Raw genomic sequence first — 18,524 nt, forward strand, 5'->3', positions numbered from 1 at the left:
CATGCGTCATCTGCGCACGCGACCCTACACCCCGCGCACCAATGGCAAGGCCGAGCGACTGGTCCAGACCAGCCTGCGCGAATGGGCCTATGCGCGCTCCTATACCAGCTCCGAACAACGCGCCAACGCCTTCCACGGCTGGCTGCATCACTACAACTGGCATCGGCCTCACGCCAGCCTCGGCTACAAGCCACCCATCTCACGCATTACGCTGAACAACGTGCTGGATTTACACAACTAGGCGCATATAGTCGCGGCTGGTGAACACCAAGCCATTGTCCGAGCGCAGCAGGAAGGGCATTTGCAACTGCCCGAGGGTTCCGAAGCGGGTGATCAACGCCTGCTCCAGTGCCGCAGAAGTTATCCAGCTATGCCACCTTGTCCCCCTCGCCTTGATCTGCTGGATGATTCGTGCGTCGATCTACAATTTGACCTATATCATGTTGTCTTCGAGCATGACGCAGGGAGCGCGCACTCAACAAAGTTGTTATTGGCGACCAGCTGTGTCGAGGAGACGTCCGGTCACAGATGTGCTCGTCGATGAAGGACTAGATTATAGGGCTTCCCAGCTGACCCTGGAAATCGTAACAAAAGAATCTTTATAGCTTCCGCCATTTCGAGCGCGTGAATTGATCACGATTCGGTTCTGATCAGGATTAAAATTACAATAATTTGGACCGCCACTTACAATTGGGGTGCTGCTCGCATCAGGAGTTATCTGTACGTAGCAGGATTGTCCGAACTTTGTCATCTGGACATTCAGCCATCTCTGGCTGATCTGGTTGATTGGGATAGACAGGCCGTTAAAAGGTGTCCCCGAGACAACCTCACCTTCCCGGACGTTAATGACCAGCAGGTCGAGCTCTTCTTCAGTGGTGAACACCGGAGGCATAATGGCGATGGTGAACACGCCATCTGATTGTAAAACATTGGAGTGAATGTAGAGACGAGCGGTGAATATCCCGTCTCCAGTCAAGGTCGAAGTATAGCCGGTCTCACATCGTCCGCCTTCTGCTGAGTTGGCAGAGTTACGATGAAATCTTAGACGCCAGATATTGGCTTCGCAATCTGCAGAGTTGGCACACTGCCAGCGAGAATCGGTCGTGGTTGTAAGCGTGCCAGTGCTGTACCAGTTCGTGCGCCCGGTCGCTTCCTTGCAAGATATATTGTATGCAGCTTGCTGAAGATTCTTTATTCGAACTTGAAAATGTTGGGCGTGAGCATCATTAGAGGCGGTAAAACACATCAGGCCTGCAATCATGAGCAGGATGGTTGCCAATTTCATGGTTGATCCCTTCCGCTTGGCCCATATGGGCTTCGGTAGTATATCTGCGAAGGCGAAGGCGGTTTGTGCATGCTGTTCAGGAGGGGAAGTGGGGCTTTTTGTGCGTATGGCAGTCCTTAGCCTTACCGTCAAGTAGCGCATTCAAAGAGAGGTTTCCCCCTGGCATTGCTGGCGATAGACGCTCGGTGGCAGGTTGTCGAGCGGCTCGTGCGGGCGTTCATCGTTGTAGCGTTGCAGCCAAGTGTCGGTGATCTCCCGGACCTGATCCAAGTCCTCGAACAGGTGCGCGTCGAGCACTTCGGTGCGGTAGGTCTTGTTGAAGCGTTCGATGTAGGCGTTCTGGTTCGGTTTGCTGGGCTGGATATAGCGCAGTCGTAGCTGGGTGCCCAGGACTGCTTCTTCAGCTATTCACGGGCGATGACCTCGAAGCTGCTGGCTGCTCGCTCCTGTCCGGCCGCCTTCTCCGCGTTGCGGTGTTCGCCCGGATCGACGCCGGCAGCTAGCAGCTTGCGTGCCGCGTCGCGCTTGTCACGCGCGTCCGCAAGGCCGGTGGCGGGATAGGTCCCGAGGCTCAGCGTGTTGCGCTTGCCGGTGTGGGGACGCCGGTAGTCCCAGCGCCACCATCGTGCGCCGTCAGGTCATAGCAGCAGATAGAGGCCGCCTTCACCGGCGATCTTGACCGGCTTATCGCCGGGCTTGGCCTTGCGGATGGCGGTAACTCCCTGCGGCAACTGCCCGGGCCTGGCGCCCGCTTACCGACAGGGTTACCGACAATCAGCCTTAGATTCCACTGGATCCAACTGGAATCTCGTGGACGAAAAGCAAAAAAAACCCGCGGAGTCCGCGGGTTCTCTGTACTTCCTTGGAACCGCTTGGAAGGATGAATGGTGGAGGTGGCGACACTCGAATCGGCACCTAAGTACGTGCCGTCGAAGCGTTTTTTCCGAGGGGCGAGAGCCGTTACCCCAATCGTTACCCCACCAAGGTCGAAGTAAATTCCCTCGCACTGCGGGGCATGCATTTTTTCATACGGTTGCGTACGCCGTTCACCCCACATTTAGCTCCAACAACGACTATATGCGCAAGTAGGGCAGTCGCGGCGAATTGCGGCGCATGACATCGCGAATAAGCGAGTCTTTGCTGTCATGTGTTGGCCAACGCACAACGGACTTCCTCGAACGTCTTGGCCGATGGAAGATGTTCTCGTTGGTCATAGGATCGCATGGACAGATGGTGCAGCTCCCCGAAACGGCGACGTGCGCTTGACGCAAATCCTCGGCAAGCCGGCGACGCCGAAGGCCGAGGCCGTCCCGCCACTGATTCCCGTGGCGCGTTACACCTGGTGGGCGGGCGTGAAGTCAGGAAGGTTCCCGCATCCGGTTCGCGGGCTTGGGCCGCGCATCACGGCATGGCGGGCCGAAGACATCCGGGCACTGATGGAAAGGCTCAACGACTGTGTCGCGGGCGATAGGATTTGAACCTGCGACTTTTAAGTCCAGCAGCTAGGGCGGTTCTGCTGGGAACTGGCTCCAAAATCTTCTCGACATCACGGCTTGGATCCTCCAAATTTCTTGGAGAGAATGTCAAACCAATGAACCGGGGGCGCATCGTCAGTTGCCGAAACGCTAGAGGGACGAAATAGCGAGTGCAGGATTAGTAGTCTGTCGTCGTCTGTAACGAGTGCCTTGCCGCGAATCTCGTCATTCATCAAAGCGAGAAATGTCTTGACCATAACCACACGCTCGCCAGCATCCTTCATCAACTGAAGACTTTCTGACAGTTGGCGACTGATGATCCTGAGAAACCATATGCCAACGAAAGTTGGGACAAGAACTGGCAGGATCGCGGTTATTACTGACGCCCCAGGCGCAACAACCTCCTTTAGGTATGGGATCGCATCGGTAATGAAGAAGTACATTCCGGCAACAACAAGCCCGATAAATGCTGCGCCGTAAATAGCCGCGCTAATAGCCGACCTGGTCACTCGTGTAGACCAGTATGTTGTCGGAGCGGCGAGAGCCATCTGTTCGTCATAGACCTTGATTCGAGCCTTCCACTCATCATCGATAGCGGTTAGCTTGTCAGCCCATTCCAGTGCGCGCTCACGCTTTCCATTCTGCTGTTCTTCGTCATCATCATCCCTTTTTTTGATCCATTGCGCAAAAAAATCCTCAACTGATTTCGCTGCCTCATCCCCCCTGTTCTTGACGGTAGCTAGCGAGCGGATGTGGCTGTCGAGCGAGGCCTTCATATCGCCGAGTCCGGCATGGCGAGTTAAGCCGGCTCGAACGACGAGCTTCAATGTTGGAAGATTCGCTGGGAACAGTTGTGAGACGACCCTGCTATCTTTCCCTAGCGATGCGGCTAGCAAAAGTGCGGCTGCGTCCTTGTCTACTTCAGCAAGAGATCGGATGTCCGGATATAGCCGATGGTCGCTAGTAAGAACGCCGCCTAACCTGACGGATTCAAGGTGCGCATTAGTCGAGTTGTGGAAGTCATTCCTCGCAGCTTGAATAGCTTCCGAGTTTTGATCATCCGCCCCAAGTTGTTGGCCCAGCCGCCGCGCGCGCTCTGCCAAGCCGCTAAACGTGCTCTTTTGGGCTTCAACGATTTGCTTAAGTTGCGGGTTCTTGCCCACAGGCATATCCCACGCGGCAGCCTCATCGTTTGCCCAAGCCTCCAACTGCTCAGTGCTCGAGAACTCAAGCTTTCTGGCCGTCTTCCAAGGTTCGACCATGATGGCTGGCACTAGCTTGCCCATCCGCGCCCCAATTAGATTCCCCGGGAGAGGCAGCCTAGCGTGCCAGCGAAGATAGAGACAGATCTTGACCCCTACCTCACAAAGCGGGCAAGTCTGATTGCAGGACGTGTGCAGGACACGACTACTGCCCGGCGTGCGGCGAGATCGTGTTGGATCGGGAGCATGGTGACCGGTACAGCGCGCTGATCGGCGTCGCTCCGCGTGAGAGGAACTCATCATTCTGGCGAAGCGGCAGTTGACGGTCTTGGTGCTAAATTCGTCAATTTTCGGACAAATAGGCCAAGATATAGGCTATGATACGGACATTTCCCGCGGTCCGAAGCATCCAATGCCTCAGAATCTGGACGCCCTGCCGGAACTCCTGATCCCGGACGACACCAATCACGCCGCCGCCCGGCGCGTCCGGCGTCTCGCCGCGGCGGGACGGCTGCGCAGATTGTATGCCGGCATCTACACCTCGAATCTGGACAGCCCGCCGGAAGCGGTCGTGCTGCGCCACTGGCAGGCGATCGTCGGTCACCTGCTGCCCGGCGGCGTGATCTCGCACCGATCCGCGTTCGACGGCAGGCCACGCCAGAATAGTCTGGTGATCACGCGGGGCAAGACGCGGCGGGATCTGGAGTTGCCGGGCCTGACCGTACACGTCGTGCCGGGGCCGGGACCACGTCTGGATGTTCCCGCCAATGATGTCCCTTACGGCGCACTGTACCTGTCCAGCGATCCGCGCCGTCATCTGGAAAATCTGACCCGCGGTCGCGGCTGGTCAGACCGGGTGTTGCCGCAGCAGGCGGTCGAGGAGTCGCTAGATCGCGTGCTGATGATCGGCGGCGAACACCGACTCGATCAGTTGCGCGACCAAGCGCGCGGCATCGCGGAGACGCTGGGATATCGGGCGCAGTTCAAACGTCTGGACGGGTTGATCGGTGCGCTGCTCGGTACCCAGGAGGCAAGGAAACTGACGGCGAGGCAGGCGCTGGCGCGAGCGGCCGGAAGGCCGTATGACCCGCTCAGGCTAGAAATCTTCGATGCGCTGTTCGCTGCACTCAACGCCGGCGCGCTGCCGGATGTTCCCGATCCAGCGCCGACGGGGACGGCGCGCGAGAACTTCGCGTTCTTCGAAGCCTACTTCTCCAACTACATCGAAGGCACGACGTTCACGGTGGAAGAGGCCGAAGACATCGTCTTCCACGGCCAGATCATCGAGAACCGCAGCGAGGACTCCCACGACGTGCTGGGCACCTTCAACGCCGCGGTGACGCGCCCCTGGCGCGACGAGCCACCGCTGACAGCAGAGGACTTCCTGCATTGGCTGCGCAATGTCAACGCCTTGGTCATGCAGCGGCGTCCCGACAAACGGCCGGGCGAGTGGAAGGATCGGCCCAACCAGGCCGGGAACACGTTCTTCGTGATGCCGGAGCTGGTGCCGGGGACATTGCGGGAGGGCTTCGAGCGCATCCAGGCGTTGGCTCATCCGCTGGCGCGGGCGGTGATGACGATGCTCGTGGTCGCCGAGGTGCATCCGTTTCTTGACGGCAATGGTCGAACTGCACGCCTGGCCATGAATTGCGTGCTGAGCGCGGAGCAACAAAGCCGGATCATCATCCCGACGATCTATCGCGAAGACTACCTGTCGCCGCTCAAGGCGCTCAGCCACAATCGCGACGCCGAACCACTGGTCGCGGCGATGATCCGGATTCAGCGATGGTCGGGTGCATTCGATTACGCGCAACAGAGAGCGGGCCTGCGGGAGTCATTGGTGCGCTGTAATGCGTTCCAGGAGGATTTGCGTAGCTACCAACTGGTGTTTCCCTAAGCTCGGATCGTTGCATTCCACTTTCGCCAGCCGAGGAAGTGTCAGCGGGACGACTTAGGTATCGAGTGAAGTAGTCAGGCATCGCTTCGCGGCGGCATATGGAGCCATCGACGTCGGAAGCTGAAGCGCAGAGGGATGCATTGGAGAATCTGATTTGGCGATCATGATTCCAAATTGTGGGCCGGCTCCTACAGACAGCCGGGCAGAGCAGCTCGTCTATCATCTTCTACAGGATCAGTTGGAAGATGGATTCACGGTAATACACAGTCTCCCATGGCTCAGTGCGGCTGTCCGCGAGATTGCCGGGGTCAAGGCGGTGACCGGGGAAATCGACTTCCTGATCGTCCATCCGAGCCTGGGTGTGCTGGCGGTTGAGGTGAAAGGCGGTGCGCACAAGGTGCAGGGTCTGGCCTTCGTGCACGTCACCTCTGGAGCCACCACCCGGGCAGTGGAGCAGGTTCGGACAAGTACGCACGGCTTGGCGAGGTGGTTGGGCGTGAAGCCCGGTTTGCGGCTGAAGATCGGCTATGCGCTGATATTTCCCGATAGCGACTTCAACGGCCAGATCGCCAGCCTCGCCTTGACGGATGTCACCGTCGATCCGCCCGAATCAATCGTGATCGACAGGGCGAACCTGCCGGGTATCGGGCAGCGGATCGTAGAGATCATGACCTACTGGAAGACCGCCCTTGCCAATCCGCCGTTGGGAGAAGAGCGCAGGAAGGCACTGATCAATACGATATGCCCGTCGTTCGATGGAACTCCCTCCTGGGCGGCTCGTGTTGTCTGGGATGAACAGGTATGGCTGCGTTTGACCCCTGAGCAGTCTGCTGTTGTCGACGATGCGATCATGGGCAACAGGAAAGTGATAACGGGTTGGCCAGGAACTGGCAAGACGCTGATCCTGATCGAGAGCGCCAGGCGCTTGCTCGATGAAGGCAAGCGGGTACTAGTCTTGACGTTCAACACACTTCTAGCCCAATACATCCGGAACCAGATCGGGAGCAACAAGCTGCTGAAAGTGGGAACCTGGCATTCGCTGTGCGCATCCACGGCCGCACGATCCCGGCAGGATGGCGGAGAGACAGACACGAGCTGGCTTGAGGATGGGTGCCTGGAGGATATCCGGAACGCGGTCTCGCGAGGCAAAATCCAGCCGTTCGACGCGGTGCTGATAGACGAAGCGCAGACATTCAGGGCGGAATGGCTCGAGTGGCTGTGCGGCTGGCATTCCGAAGGCCAAATGCTGGCCTTCTGTGACGAAACGCAGGTATTCGCGTTTGAACAAGGTCGGGTTTCCTTGCCCAGGTTATGCGAGCTAGTGGGGGTTGCCAAGCCGTTTGCCCTCACTACTGTTCTTCGCTCTCCGAAGGCTGTCTACCAGCGGTTGAAATCCGTCAAGGAATCGGACTATCAGCTTCACATGCCCCGCGAGCTGGAAGTGGATACGTTGAAGGAAGTGCTGGTCGTCGGGATGCTTGAATCGCTGTCCCAAACGCTTGTCATGCTCGCTGAGAAAGGCATACCCGATTCCGATATCGTCGTGCTCAGCAAGTTTGGTCGCTTAGAGGGAGATGGGAAGTCCGCTGCCCAACGCCATACGCTTTCCCGCTTTAGAGGGATGGAGTCCCCCGTCGTCGTCATATGCAGTGCAGAAGAGATGGACGATGCCGAGCTCTTTTGCGCGTACTCGCGCGCCACAACACTCTGCATTGCTTTGTATGACGCAGAGTTCCTCGGAGTAAAGGGTGCGCGCTGCCTGTTTCAGGCAACTGTCATGGCCGAGCCGGGCAATGTGGAGCAGGCCAGTGATGCGCGATTGAAAGCCCAGACGGGCGAGATCATTCGTGCCGATCTATCACCGCGGTGGTTTGACTTGCAGAGTGTCGAGATCGGATGGTTAAGGGAGTGGGGTGCTTGGCTTGTTGTAGTGCAGAACGAGCTATCGCTGTATTGGATCGACTACATCGCTTCGCATTATCCATGGCCGATCTATTACTGGTATGAATCCTCATTGCGGGAAATCCAACGCGGGTCCCCAGTGAGCAACCCGGTGGAGGACGGCCCTGGAGGCATGCCCCATAGGTTACGTGCTTGCGGCGTGTGCTCGATTGTCACGCCACAGCGATTGAGCCCGTTATCCAGCGATGACGTGTGGCAGTGCTCAATCTGCAGCAGGGACGAGGAAACGGTGCCTGACTGTCCGGATGACCGAATGATCGACGAGATCAGGGTGCTGGACAGTCTTGTCAACGTGGAGAATCCGAAGTCGCTGAGCGATGTGGAGAGGAAGTCCCTGCCTCTATCACTTGCCGCTGGGGCAGCGCTTTCGCTCGCAGAGCGTGATCTGACTCGTGATCTGGTGGGATTCGACCAGATCTCGGGCGGGCGTATCGCGTACCATGCGGCATTGGGCTTCGTCTATTCGCTCGTCAATTTGCTTCCGCCCGGCAAGAACATAAGGGTGGCTGATATGGCCAGGGAGCTCTACGGTCGTTACTTAGTTCCGAAAGAACTGACGTACGAGGTCTGGAAGCGAGACTTCGCCCAAGCATGTGGCGTGGCGTACAAGCGTGAGCATCTGAGAAAGATCGAAAAAGGGGTCTATACGCCAAACAGCACATGAGGGTTGGCGCTCAGGGGAGACGTCAACGCTAGCATCGGAGTCGTATCGTGAACGAATGGATTAGTGCTGCGTTCGGCCTGCTCGGCGTTATCGTCGGCGCTGGGCTGACCTACGTGCGGGAATACTTGGTGCAGCGAAAGAAGCAGAAGCAGGATGTCGCCTACTTGGCGGTCGTAGTCTCAGGCGCCTTGGAGAGATTCAGCGCTGGATGCCTGCGTGTCGTCAATGACGATGGGCTGTATCAAGGACAGCCGAACCGCGAAGGATCTCGCGAGATTCAAGCGCGAACACCGGAGTTCCGGCCAGAATTGTTGAATGTCGAATGGAAATCGTTGCCTACCAGTTTGATGTACGAAATTCTAGACCTGCCATATCGCATTGAAGTTGCCAACGGCGTTATTTCCGATGCTGCTGAGTACGCTGCGATGCCGCCGGACTATGAAGAATTTTATGAGCAGCGTCAGTACCAGTACGCGGACCTTGGTATTGCTGCAGCGCGTCTGGCAGCGCGTTTGCGCGCTCAGGCTGGATTCTCGGAAAGGCGCCGAGGGGAATGGGATCCTGTAGCGCACATGGAAGCCGAAAGGGCCAAGATTGAGAAGTTCTGGCATGAAAGAGCGGGCCGTCATACACCGCAATTGGACGTTTAGCACGTGATATCAAATGATCCGCCGCCGTGTCGGGCTTGACCTGGAGTCGATGCGCAAGCAAGTCTCGTACTGGCGCAAATGTTGCGCACGCATCAGGCCTGCTGCTAGAGAACAGTATTCGGGGGAGAAGTGGTCATGCGAAGTATTGACGATATTCTTCTGTTTCGGGGCGATATTTCACCATTTCTTGTTCATCTCACGAAGCGGACACAACAAAGCTCCGCTTCTGATGTTCTTGAGCGGATCATCCGGGATCGCAAGGTAAAACCTGGGGCGTCACTTGTCAGCGACATACGATTCGGTGGTTTCACGAACCAGATGGAGGAAGATGATCTAAAATCTTTCTTTGGGGCGACGTGCTTCACCGAGACGCCGCTGGATGAAATCCACTGCCTGCTGGAGGTGCAGTATCGGAACATCGATCTGGAGCCTTATGGGCTTGTATTTCTAAAGAATAATCTTGCGAAGAAAGCGGTTTCGCCGGTTTTGTACTTGAATAACGAAGCTGGCGATAAGAGCTCAGTCGCACAGGAACTCTTCCGGCTTACCGAGACTAATGGCAGGACTGCTGAGAAGCTACTCCCGCTCTTTGCCGTCTTTGGTGAGAAGATCCGGCCACTTGGCGCTCAGGCGGCGCCGGTGGGCCGTGTGGACTTTCGGTGGGAGCGCGAATGGCGTCAGCCTTACCACAAAGGAGGAGTGGAGTTCGCTGAACGTGATGTGTTTGTTGGTCTTTGCCCGAACGAAGAGATCGACGCGTTTGAAGCCCATTTTCCTGGCATCCTATTCGTCGATCCAAGAAGGCCGATGAAGTGGTATGCAACTAAGTTGATAGATTCTCGGCAGCGCTTGGATATCAAGGCTTCTGTCGTCTGAATGGAGCCTCATTTGTCGTGTGAAAAAGTGGATGTGATCGCGTGTCTGTGATCGGGACATTAGATAAAATCGATCATTCTTGTAGCCAGTTTGGAATTTTCCGTAGTGCGGATCTTTGGGCGTCTTTCGGAAGTTGTGCGCCGCCATTACGAATTACCCGCCTGGTGATGGCTCGCCTAAGCCTGTGATCGTGGATCATCTGCATATCGACGATCTTTCTATGCGCTTCTGATTTTCTTGTGCTGCATGATTTCAGATGGGTTGGAGCATGGATACACTGCACCGAGAGTTAGTTAAGGTCATCGAGGGGCTGGCCAAGCAGGCCAAGCGGAAAGGTCTGAGCGATGACCAGCTGGAGCAGGTCGTCGAACGTGAGTACCCGCGCTGGCTGGAGGAGATGTCACAAATCCTGGGCGCAGAGCTGCAAGCACGTTCAAAGGAAATGCTCGCGGAGGAAAAGGCAAATGCACGCGGGTTTGAGAATCGCAACAAACGCAGGTGGAAGCTGCCGCTGGATCAGCTCAGAGTGATGATCCGCGTCATCGAGGAGTCTGCCGAAAGCCTGGTCGTGGAATGGAACGATGAGCATCGCGACGATCCATGTACGTTCGCAGCTCTGAACAACCTGTGCGTTAAATCTCTGCTACTGGCGCGGGAGATCATATGCCTCATCGAGGGCGGGTTCGCGGATGGCGCGCTGGCACGCTGGCGAACGCTCCATGAGACGGCGGTGATTGCCTTCTTTGTTGCGCACCACGACGAGCTAACAGCGGAGAGGTACATCGCCAGCTTTAGTTTCAAGGCAAAGAGTGCGATGCATCAGATGAACCAGTACGCCGACAGGTCAGGACTGGGCAAGTTCAGCGATCAGGAGCTAGAGCAGGCTGAGCGCGATTGCTCAGCGATGCAAGAGCGACTGGGGAAGGGGCTCGGCGAGGACTATGGCTGGGCGCGGGAGGCGTTGGGCAAAGAGAAGGGAAAAGTAACCCTGGTTGACATCGAGCGCGACACGGGACTTGACCATTGGCGGCCTCGCGTACGCTGGTCTTCGCAGAATGTGCACGCGGGATATCGACCACCTCTCGCGTCTCTTGGTATGTCCGAAGCGGAGTTGGAGGGGCACTTGACCGGCGCGAGCAACAGCGGAATGGTCGATCCCATACACATGACCGCAATTTCGCTGCATACCGCAGGGGTGGCGTTCCTGACGACGTGGCCCAATGCCGACAGATTGGTGGTGGCAAGCATCGTCGGGAGGATCAGCCAAGACATCGGGCCGCTGGCGATGGATGTGGAAGCCAAGTCGGCTAAGCGGGCTAAAGCGAGGCGGAGATCTCGGTAGTAGTAGGAAAGCCTCCCGCGGAGATTCAGCCCCGCGCCGGAAGGCGGATATCCCGGAATGCATCGCTGATCTGAAGTGCTGCGCTGCGTCGGTCTCCCATGTCGACCAGATAGTCCAATACCTGTAGCAACTTGCGTGAAACCGGCAGGTCGAGCGGGGCGTCCCTGTCGGCATTTGCTTGCACCAGTCCTGCGATCCTGCCCGGCAGAATGGTGTTTCTCCATGTAGGCAAATCCTGCCCCTGCAGTACCGTCAACACTTGGTCGGCAAACAGTTCGGTGGGGTAGCTGCCCTCCGCCCGTTCGCACAACTTCAGGAAGCATGCCATGACCTCGGGTATCCATCCGGCAGTGCGGATCAGTTTGTCGACGATTGGCAGGATCGCGGCGATATCTTTCCACTCGCCGTTCGCAAACCGGGTCGCGCCATTGGCCTGCTCGATACCGATGAAGAACAGATTGCGCACGAGATTGGGAAGATCCAATCCGTAGAGAGAATCCCGACGGCGTCGTGGATCGAATGCATGATCCGCAAGCACACGGTCGGTACATGCCCGTAAGATCACGACGAGATCCTCAGGCATGGCATCCTCGTCCATCACGATTGCTGTCAGGTGAGAAACCAGCGGATTCAAGAACGCCGCGCATAGTTCGTCGTCGAGAGCGAAGATGCGTTGCAAGTAGCGGGATATCGTCTCGTCCGCAGGTAGGTGCGGTGCAAGCCGGGCGATCATGCCAGCATAGTCGGCGACCCAGCTTCCAATATCGGCACGTCGCCTCCTTGTTTCATTGGCGTCCCTTGCCCATGGGGGATCGAGGTACTCAATCGTCCAGTCGAGCAGTCCGTCCATGAAGCGCAGGTACTGCGCGCGACGATCCGGATTTCCGATGATAGATTCGATCGGAATCTGCTTCAGGATGCTGCCGGCGGTGTCGGCATTCCAGAAGCGATTGGAACGCCGCTGCGCCGTGGGCGAGGATCGGGCGCGGGGCGGGGCATCGCGATCGTGCTCTGGTGTCTCCACCCATGGCGCAGGAGGGAGCGATATCTCCGGATAGGCATGGCCCTGCTCGTATGAGGTCTGCGCATCGGACACTGCCTGTCTGGCTTCGGCGGTTCTATTCGCGGCGCGTTCGGATTGCGGAATCGAGTGGTCGTGCCGGGTTCCTCCGGCCAACCGGACTGCGAGCTCGACGACGATCCAGGCGAAGCGATCGTCTTCGTTCCAGCATGAGAGTGCGCTGGCGAAAGCGGCCATCGAGACGCTTTCCAGCGGGTGCCCGCAAAGTTCGAAGAGCATCGACTTGGCGGCCTCGACATCACGATCGTGGCGAATGTCTCCGGCCGCCGCGTGGGCGATGTAGATGCCCGGGTGCCAAGGAGCCGCAGTGCGCGACGACCAGCTGTCCAGATTGGCTGCCGGCGTTCTGTTGGCGCGGGAAATCACGTCCGACGCCCAGGCGCGCAGTGCGGAACCCGGTTCGTCCACGAAGCATTTGACGATGGCAGCGACTGCACAGACTGCTCCCTTGGTCACGTCCAGCGTCAGATCGGGATCCGCCTGTGCGTTGAACAGTTCCGCATGATCAATTGCCTGTGCCGTCTGGACGGCGCCCTCGATCGTGAAACCTTCCGGAGGATGGCCGGTCTCGAAGTATCTGGAAGCCCATATCCAGAGGCTGTTGGGTTGCATGTCAGCAGCGGCGCGCGCGAGCGATGCCTGGACATCCGGCGCTTGCGCACGCGGATTGTCGAGTTCGATCAGGATCTGGGACTCGTCGCCCTCCACGGGGCTGACCCGGTAGTTCTCCTGTTTGGCGAGTTCGGCCCAGACTTCCGCCGTTGTGCGCAGATCCGCGACATGATCCGTATCCTGCGCCTCCTCCTCATATGTGAAAGGCAAGTGCTCGGGAAAGCGCGTGATCGCAGCGCTTGCGGCCGTACGGATGGCCTCGTCCTCGGCGAAGACGTGCAGGAAGGCAAGCTGGCGCAGGCTCCCTGCGCGACAGCGGCGCTGGTTGCTCGTCCTAACCGCTTCCAGATGTCGGAAGTCGGATGTCTTGTTCCCCAGCAAGCCTCCAAATCCGGTCAGGTTGGAACTGTCGACCATGTCATGCAACTGGCGGATCACGTCCACTTTCCACAGACGCTGAGATCCGACGAGAGCCAAGCTGACTGGGGACACGTGTTGCGTTTCCAGATACAGCGCCGTGGCGATTCCCAGCACGCCCCAGTTTTCGTGCCCTTCCACGACGTCACGGACAACCTCGTCGACCGGGCGTTCCTTCGAGATCTCATCGAACGCCCATCGCTCGAGCGCCATCAATGCCGATGAAAGCAGATAGTTGCCGTTCCGCCCTCGGAACCACTCGTACTGCATGTGGTCTCCCCAGAAGGTCTGCCGGCCCCAGGGAAACTCCAGTTCCAACGGCAGGGGTGTCCCGCGCCGTTCGTCGGAGTGTCGATGCAGTTGCCGCCAGGCGGCAGTGGCGTGGTTGGATACCGTCCTGACCAGGGCAAGCCCGTTGCTCGGAGAATGCTCGAACAGCGCCGCGAACGGCTCACGCAACGGCGAGGCCGGGAAGTAGATTCCATGCGGTTCGTCGATGGAGAGTTCCCGCCAGTGGTGATCGTCGAGGCTCGACGGTATGTGCACCGGACTCAGGAATCGCTCGAACCTGTTGCGCTCGGCCTCCGGCAACGCGCGGACGCGCTCCATTTCCTGCAATCGCTCTTCCGCTTCCCGTTCCCATTCCAGGAGTTGGTCTTCCGGGAGCAATGTGAGCACTTCGCTGCCGAACAGCCCCACCAGATCGTCCGGAATCGTGCGCGTGAGTACGGCTGAGTAGGCGAGCACATCGGAGATGGCCTGCCGGCGACAGCCTTCGGATTCGCCAAGATGCTTCAGGTATTGCGCCACCTTTGCCGGATAGGCGAGGGTGGCGTTGAGCAGCAATGCCCGAAGCGAGGATTCGAGCGGGTCGAGTGTCTCCCAGTTCGACCCCTCCTTCCAGCGACCGAGATCGCGCGGCAGACCTTTCGTATGCCGGCGGCTCTCGATATCGATCAGCCATTCCAGCGCCTTGTCGACGATGCGTTGCGAAACCGGATTCGCGTGCATCGAGGTTGCGTTCTGCCAGACCTCGAGGATCGAAACAACATTGGAAATCAGCGCCGCGGGAAAACGCTCCTCCCGATCAAGCGTCCAGTCGATGAGGCGACGCCATGCCTGGGGGTCGGAAGGCCAACCGAGACGATCCGCAAGTTGGATTCTCTCGGGGGTGGACAAGCCCAAGCTGGCGCCCTCCAACACGAGTGAGTTCGGTGTTGTCCGCTCGGCCTGGAACCACACTAAAAGTTGGCTCAGTCGTCTATATCCGTCGGCCGATACGACCGACTCGAATGCGTCCTGGTGATCTTCGAAATCCGCCGACGTCAGCGGCCCGATCAGCCACGCCCGCCGCCATTGCGTCCTTAGCCGGGAGGCTTCCAGGGCTTCCAGGCCGGTAGCCCAGTCGCCGGCGGCAAACTTTGACTGGGCGAGCAGTTCCACGACGCGACCGAGCGCCGGGGGCTCGCCCACTTCGGTCAATCCCGTGATCCAGTCGTCTTCCCGATCCTTGAGAGCCTGATAGAACGACCACTCGAAGTAGATGTCGTGCGCGAATCGGTATCGATCGTCGTCGACCGCCTGAAGAATCCCGTCGTCGATCAGCTCGTGCAGGCAGGCAACGGTATCCGGCGTCAGCATTGAAAGCGGGACGTTCAGGCCCGACCGGCTGGCGCTCTTCTTGGCGATTTCGAGCAGTGCACGCTTTCTTCGTAGCACCGATACCGCTTCCGCGGCATAGCCACCGCGCTTCCACCACTCCCTGATCAGATCCGCTTCCGACTGCGGAGCGGGCGCGCCGGAACCATCGGCATGGGAAGCAGCTCTTGCGAGCACCGAGGCAAAGAACGGCCGGCGGGCGATCGCGCGGATTCTCGGGTTGCCGAGCAGCAGGGGTCGCAGCGCTGGTTGCTGTGAGGAGAGCGCTTCGGCTTCTGCGTCGTTGAACGCTGGGATTTCGACCGAACCGATGCCTTGTCCGACTGCCGCCTGCGGAAGCCAGTTGCGCAGGGGTTCGATTCCCGTGTCGCGAAGCGTAGCAACGACCTTCCAAGGGCTGTCGGGGTCGGCGAACATCGCATTGAGCAGATCGATGACGATGTTGCGTTGCGGGCCACCGATCCGGTCGATTCCATCCAAGAACAGGATCGGTGGGCCGGAGGCGGCCAGATCGGCCAGCAGCGACCGTGGATCCGTGACGGATAGGCCCAACGTGGCCGCGAAATCGATCCAGTTGTTTCCTTGGAGGCGATCCGATTTCAGAAACAGTGCAGCGCCGGTTGTTCGGTGCCCGGCGGCGAGGTCGTGGAGCAGCACCGACTTGCCGCTGCCGGGCAACCCCCGGATCTGCACGAACCGATGCTGCTCCGATGCCTGTCGAACCTGTTCCCGTAGCTGGTCGCGGTCGATGCGCGTGCCGGCAATATCGGTGACGATGCTGGCGACGCCGTGGGCAGAGAATCGCTCCAGGGTCTCGAGTTCCGCGCGATGCGAAGGGGCAGGGAGCAGGTGGTAATGGGGGCTGAGCCGGGCAACCAGGGCGGGGCGGTCATATTCGGCGGCGCGGCCGGCGCCATCGCGGGCGATGCCCGCCAGTTGCTGCCAAAGATCCGGCGCGCGCTGGCGTTCGCTGGGAACGAATGCCCGCAGTTTTTCGACGGCATCCGATGCATGGGTTGATTCCTCGTTGAGGAAATCGAACTGGATGACCACGAAGTGTTTCAACAGCCGGAGAAGGTCGTCGTTGGAGGCATCGAGACCGTTGTCGGCCAGGATGGTGCGGAAGTGACCGGTGATCTCGTTGAAGTCCTGCCCTGCATTGCCCTGTTCACCGCCACGGGCGAAGAAGGAGGTCGCATCCAGGCTGCTGCGCGCCAGCTCGCAGACGCGCTGCAGTTCGCGCAGGCGTTGCGCGGAGACGGTGCCCGTCGCGGCGCCGTAGCGATCAACGCCCTCACGGAAACCCGGTTTTTGCAGTGTGTGCCACGAGTTGAGGACGACCTCCCGGAAGTCGGGATTTGTCGGCGCACTGCTGATGGTCAGCTGACGCTTCACCTGCAGGCTGAGGCGGGCCTGGCCGTCAGCACCGGTCGTGTCGACGATGACGTCGTCCAGAGGTTCGCCGGCGCTCTTCTGCTGCAGCGCTACGCGTCTGACGATCCGATGATTCAGTCCCGGCGCGGATGCCTCCGCCAGCAGCGCGGTCAAGTAGTACGCCGCAACATGCGCTTCGTAGACGAATCCGGCGCCGCCCGTCAACTCGGGAGACTGGCCTCGGGCGTGCTCTCCGGTCATCCGGGAACTCCATAGACTCTGCGAAGCCGTCCGATGATCTCTCCCTGACTGGGGCCGGCGATCTTCAGGCTCCTGAGGTCGACCTTTTCCCGATCCGCGTGAGTCAGGAATTCTCCCAGCTGTTGCGCCACCTTCTCCGGCAGGGCGATGCGCTGGTCGCCAGCGAGCAGTTGCGACAACCGGAACACATCATTCATGTGCTTGCGGATGTTCTTGGTATCGACGTGCTCGCCCGCGGCCGCGCGTGCGTTCAGGTCGAGCCACGCGCTGGCCTTGAGCGGGATGAGCCGATCGGCTTCGATCCATGCCAACTGCTCGGCCTGCCGGCGCCCTTCCATGATGAAACCATAGTACGCATCGTCCAGCAGGATGGCTGACAAGCTGGATACCGCTTCGTCGATCGGCAGCGGAGTGAGCTGGGCGCCATCGTCCAAGACTAGGTTGTCGAGCCGTCGGGAGAACAGTTCGATCATCTGCGGATAGCTATTGTCGGCCGGATTTTGGAATCGGTAGAGTTTCGGGTGCCTGCTACTACTTTGCCGGATCATGTAGCTGCCAGCAGTCACGAACTGCCACATCCGTTCGCCGAAGGCGCCATCGAGCGCTTCCACGACCAAGAGAACATCCAGATCCTTGGTGGCCCTGAACGAGAGGCCAGCTTCTTCCATTGCTAGCGTCGCAGCGGTGCCGCCGATGAGCACATAGCGATCCTCGTATCCAGCGAAGTGCTCGCGGAAGCGATCGAGGCCCCTCACCATGGCAGATTGGACTCCAGCAGATCAACGGCTTGCTGCACGCGCTCGTCGGTTTCGTCGCGAAGGCTGATCACCAGCGACAATGGATCGACAAGTCCATGGTTGGCGAGATGTTTCGGGTCGTAGCGCCAGACTTGCCAGTGAGTCGCGCCAGGCTCCGGTGCGTGCAATATCATGAACGTTTTGAACAGATTGTCGCGCTGTTCGTTTCTCCAGTCTTCACCGGAAATAGCCCGTTCCGGATACGCTGGTTCCACCAACGCAGACTGGGCGGCCAAGGCGCTCAATCCGGCGAGAGGAGCGCCGTATTTGAACTCGATGACTTGCTTTGCCCAGACACGTTTTCGTACAGGGCTGCGCAACCAGGGCTGCGCGCGCTGCCAGATGTCTCTCGGCCCTTGGTCGAACCTCAGCCATTTTTCCCGCCCAACAGCGAATGCCTTGGCCAGTCCGGCGGCCTCTAGTTCCCGGGTGACGCGGGATACCGTCATCGACGTGTAGCCGAACCGCTCGTTCAATCTTTCTGGATGGACTTCGTCCTCCCAGGGGCGAAGCAGGGCGGTGAACAGCAATGCCTGCGTGGCCGGACTCAACGCGTTGTTCGTGGTGTCTGGGCGATCACGGAAGTACTCGCGCAGGTCTACCCCCAGGGGCGGCAAGAACATCTGGTTGCCTGGCACGATGAACGGAACGCGCTGGGAGATCAGCCGCCTGCGCTCGTAGGACGCCAACGCCGTGGTCACGTAGATCGCAAGCACTTCGCGAGACGCGTGCTTTGTCACCACGTCGAGGTGTCGGCGGATGTCAGCTTCGATTTCGAGAGGACGGTCGGCAATGACCAGCACGCAAGGCGCGTTGAATAAGGTGACTTCAGCGAAGTCGTAGACGTCGCGGAGATAAAACGGCAGCCGTTGGACATCCTCCCAAGGATGAACGCGCGCGGCGAACCCGAGAACTTCCTTCAGGTAGCGTTGGATGCCGAGGTATTCCATGCAAAGCTACAGTAACAGAG

12 protein-coding genes and 2 pseudogenes are annotated in these 18,524 nt (G+C 59.0%); 7 read left to right on the forward strand and 7 right to left on the reverse strand.

Going from position 1 to position 18,524, the window contains the following annotated elements:
- Positions 1-241 (forward strand): integrase core domain-containing protein (locus tag LDO26_RS00005; protein ID WP_232129019.1); only part of this gene is annotated, 241 nt, incomplete at its 5' end.
- A 312-nt stretch (positions 242-553) separates the two neighbouring features.
- Here the strand turns inward: LDO26_RS00005 and LDO26_RS00010 are convergent.
- The 3 genes and pseudogenes from LDO26_RS00010 to LDO26_RS00020 all read right to left on the reverse strand — a co-directional run.
- A complete protein-coding gene (locus LDO26_RS00010) occupies positions 554-1,285 on the reverse strand; it encodes a hypothetical protein (RefSeq protein WP_232129020.1) in 732 nt (243 codons plus the stop codon).
- Positions 1,286-1,426: 141 nt separating this feature from the next.
- Positions 1,427-1,663, reverse strand: a pseudogene (locus tag LDO26_RS00015) (integrase core domain-containing protein); the annotation flags it as partial.
- Between the two features lie 29 nt (positions 1,664-1,692).
- A pseudogene (locus LDO26_RS00020) lies at positions 1,693-2,016 on the reverse strand (integrase arm-type DNA-binding domain-containing protein); the annotation flags it as partial.
- Between the two features lie 525 nt (positions 2,017-2,541).
- Here LDO26_RS00020 and LDO26_RS00025 point away from each other — a divergent pair.
- Positions 2,542-2,763: a helix-turn-helix transcriptional regulator gene (locus LDO26_RS00025; RefSeq protein ID WP_232129021.1), complete on the forward strand. Its 222-nt coding sequence runs from the start codon at positions 2,542-2,544 to the stop codon at positions 2,761-2,763.
- Positions 2,764-2,831: 68 nt separating this feature from the next.
- On the opposite strand, the gene LDO26_RS00030 is transcribed toward LDO26_RS00025, so the two are convergent.
- Positions 2,832-4,046 (reverse strand): DUF6161 domain-containing protein, encoded by a 1,215-nt coding sequence (locus LDO26_RS00030; RefSeq protein ID WP_232129022.1) that lies wholly within the window; start codon positions 4,044-4,046, stop codon positions 2,832-2,834.
- A gap of 328 nt (positions 4,047-4,374) precedes the next feature.
- On the opposite strand from LDO26_RS00030, the gene LDO26_RS00035 reads away from it, so the two are divergent.
- The 5 genes from LDO26_RS00035 (at position 4,375) to LDO26_RS00055 (ending at position 11,353) form a co-directional block, all read left to right on the forward strand.
- Positions 4,375-5,859: a Fic family protein gene (locus LDO26_RS00035; RefSeq protein ID WP_232129023.1), complete on the forward strand. Its 1,485-nt coding sequence runs from the start codon at positions 4,375-4,377 to the stop codon at positions 5,857-5,859.
- A 163-nt stretch (positions 5,860-6,022) separates the two neighbouring features.
- Positions 6,023-8,485 carry a nuclease-related domain-containing DEAD/DEAH box helicase gene (locus LDO26_RS00040; RefSeq protein WP_232129386.1) on the forward strand — a complete coding sequence of 821 codons (2,463 nt, stop codon included), beginning with the start codon at positions 6,023-6,025 and terminating at the stop codon, positions 8,483-8,485.
- Positions 8,486-8,532: 47 nt separating this feature from the next.
- Positions 8,533-9,135, forward strand: coding sequence for a hypothetical protein (locus LDO26_RS00045; protein WP_232129024.1), 603 nt, complete (start codon positions 8,533-8,535; stop codon positions 9,133-9,135).
- A 135-nt stretch (positions 9,136-9,270) separates the two neighbouring features.
- Positions 9,271-10,011 carry an abortive infection system antitoxin AbiGi family protein gene (locus LDO26_RS00050; protein ID WP_232129025.1) on the forward strand — a complete coding sequence of 247 codons (741 nt, stop codon included), beginning with the start codon at positions 9,271-9,273 and terminating at the stop codon, positions 10,009-10,011.
- Between the two features lie 268 nt (positions 10,012-10,279).
- Positions 10,280-11,353 (forward strand): DUF5677 domain-containing protein, encoded by a 1,074-nt coding sequence (locus LDO26_RS00055; protein WP_232129026.1) that lies wholly within the window; start codon positions 10,280-10,282, stop codon positions 11,351-11,353.
- A gap of 25 nt (positions 11,354-11,378) precedes the next feature.
- On the opposite strand, the gene LDO26_RS00060 is transcribed toward LDO26_RS00055, so the two are convergent.
- The 3 genes from LDO26_RS00060 to LDO26_RS00070 are packed head-to-tail and all read right to left on the reverse strand — an operon-like array spanning position 11,379 to position 18,504.
- Positions 11,379-16,757, reverse strand: coding sequence for an NACHT domain-containing protein (locus LDO26_RS00060; protein WP_232129027.1), 5,379 nt, complete (start codon positions 16,755-16,757; stop codon positions 11,379-11,381).
- Positions 16,754-17,515 (reverse strand): hypothetical protein, encoded by a 762-nt coding sequence (locus LDO26_RS00065; protein ID WP_232129028.1) that lies wholly within the window; start codon positions 17,513-17,515, stop codon positions 16,754-16,756. The genes LDO26_RS00060 and LDO26_RS00065 overlap by 4 nt, the downstream gene beginning before the upstream one ends.
- Positions 17,509-18,504 carry a hypothetical protein gene (locus LDO26_RS00070; RefSeq protein WP_232129029.1) on the reverse strand — a complete coding sequence of 332 codons (996 nt, stop codon included), beginning with the start codon at positions 18,502-18,504 and terminating at the stop codon, positions 17,509-17,511. The genes LDO26_RS00065 and LDO26_RS00070 overlap by 7 nt, the downstream gene beginning before the upstream one ends.
- Positions 18,505-18,524: the final 20 nt, after the last annotated feature.

Source organism: Proluteimonas luteida (assembly GCF_021191695.1).
GTDB lineage: Bacteria > Pseudomonadota > Gammaproteobacteria > Xanthomonadales > Xanthomonadaceae > Luteimonas > Luteimonas luteida.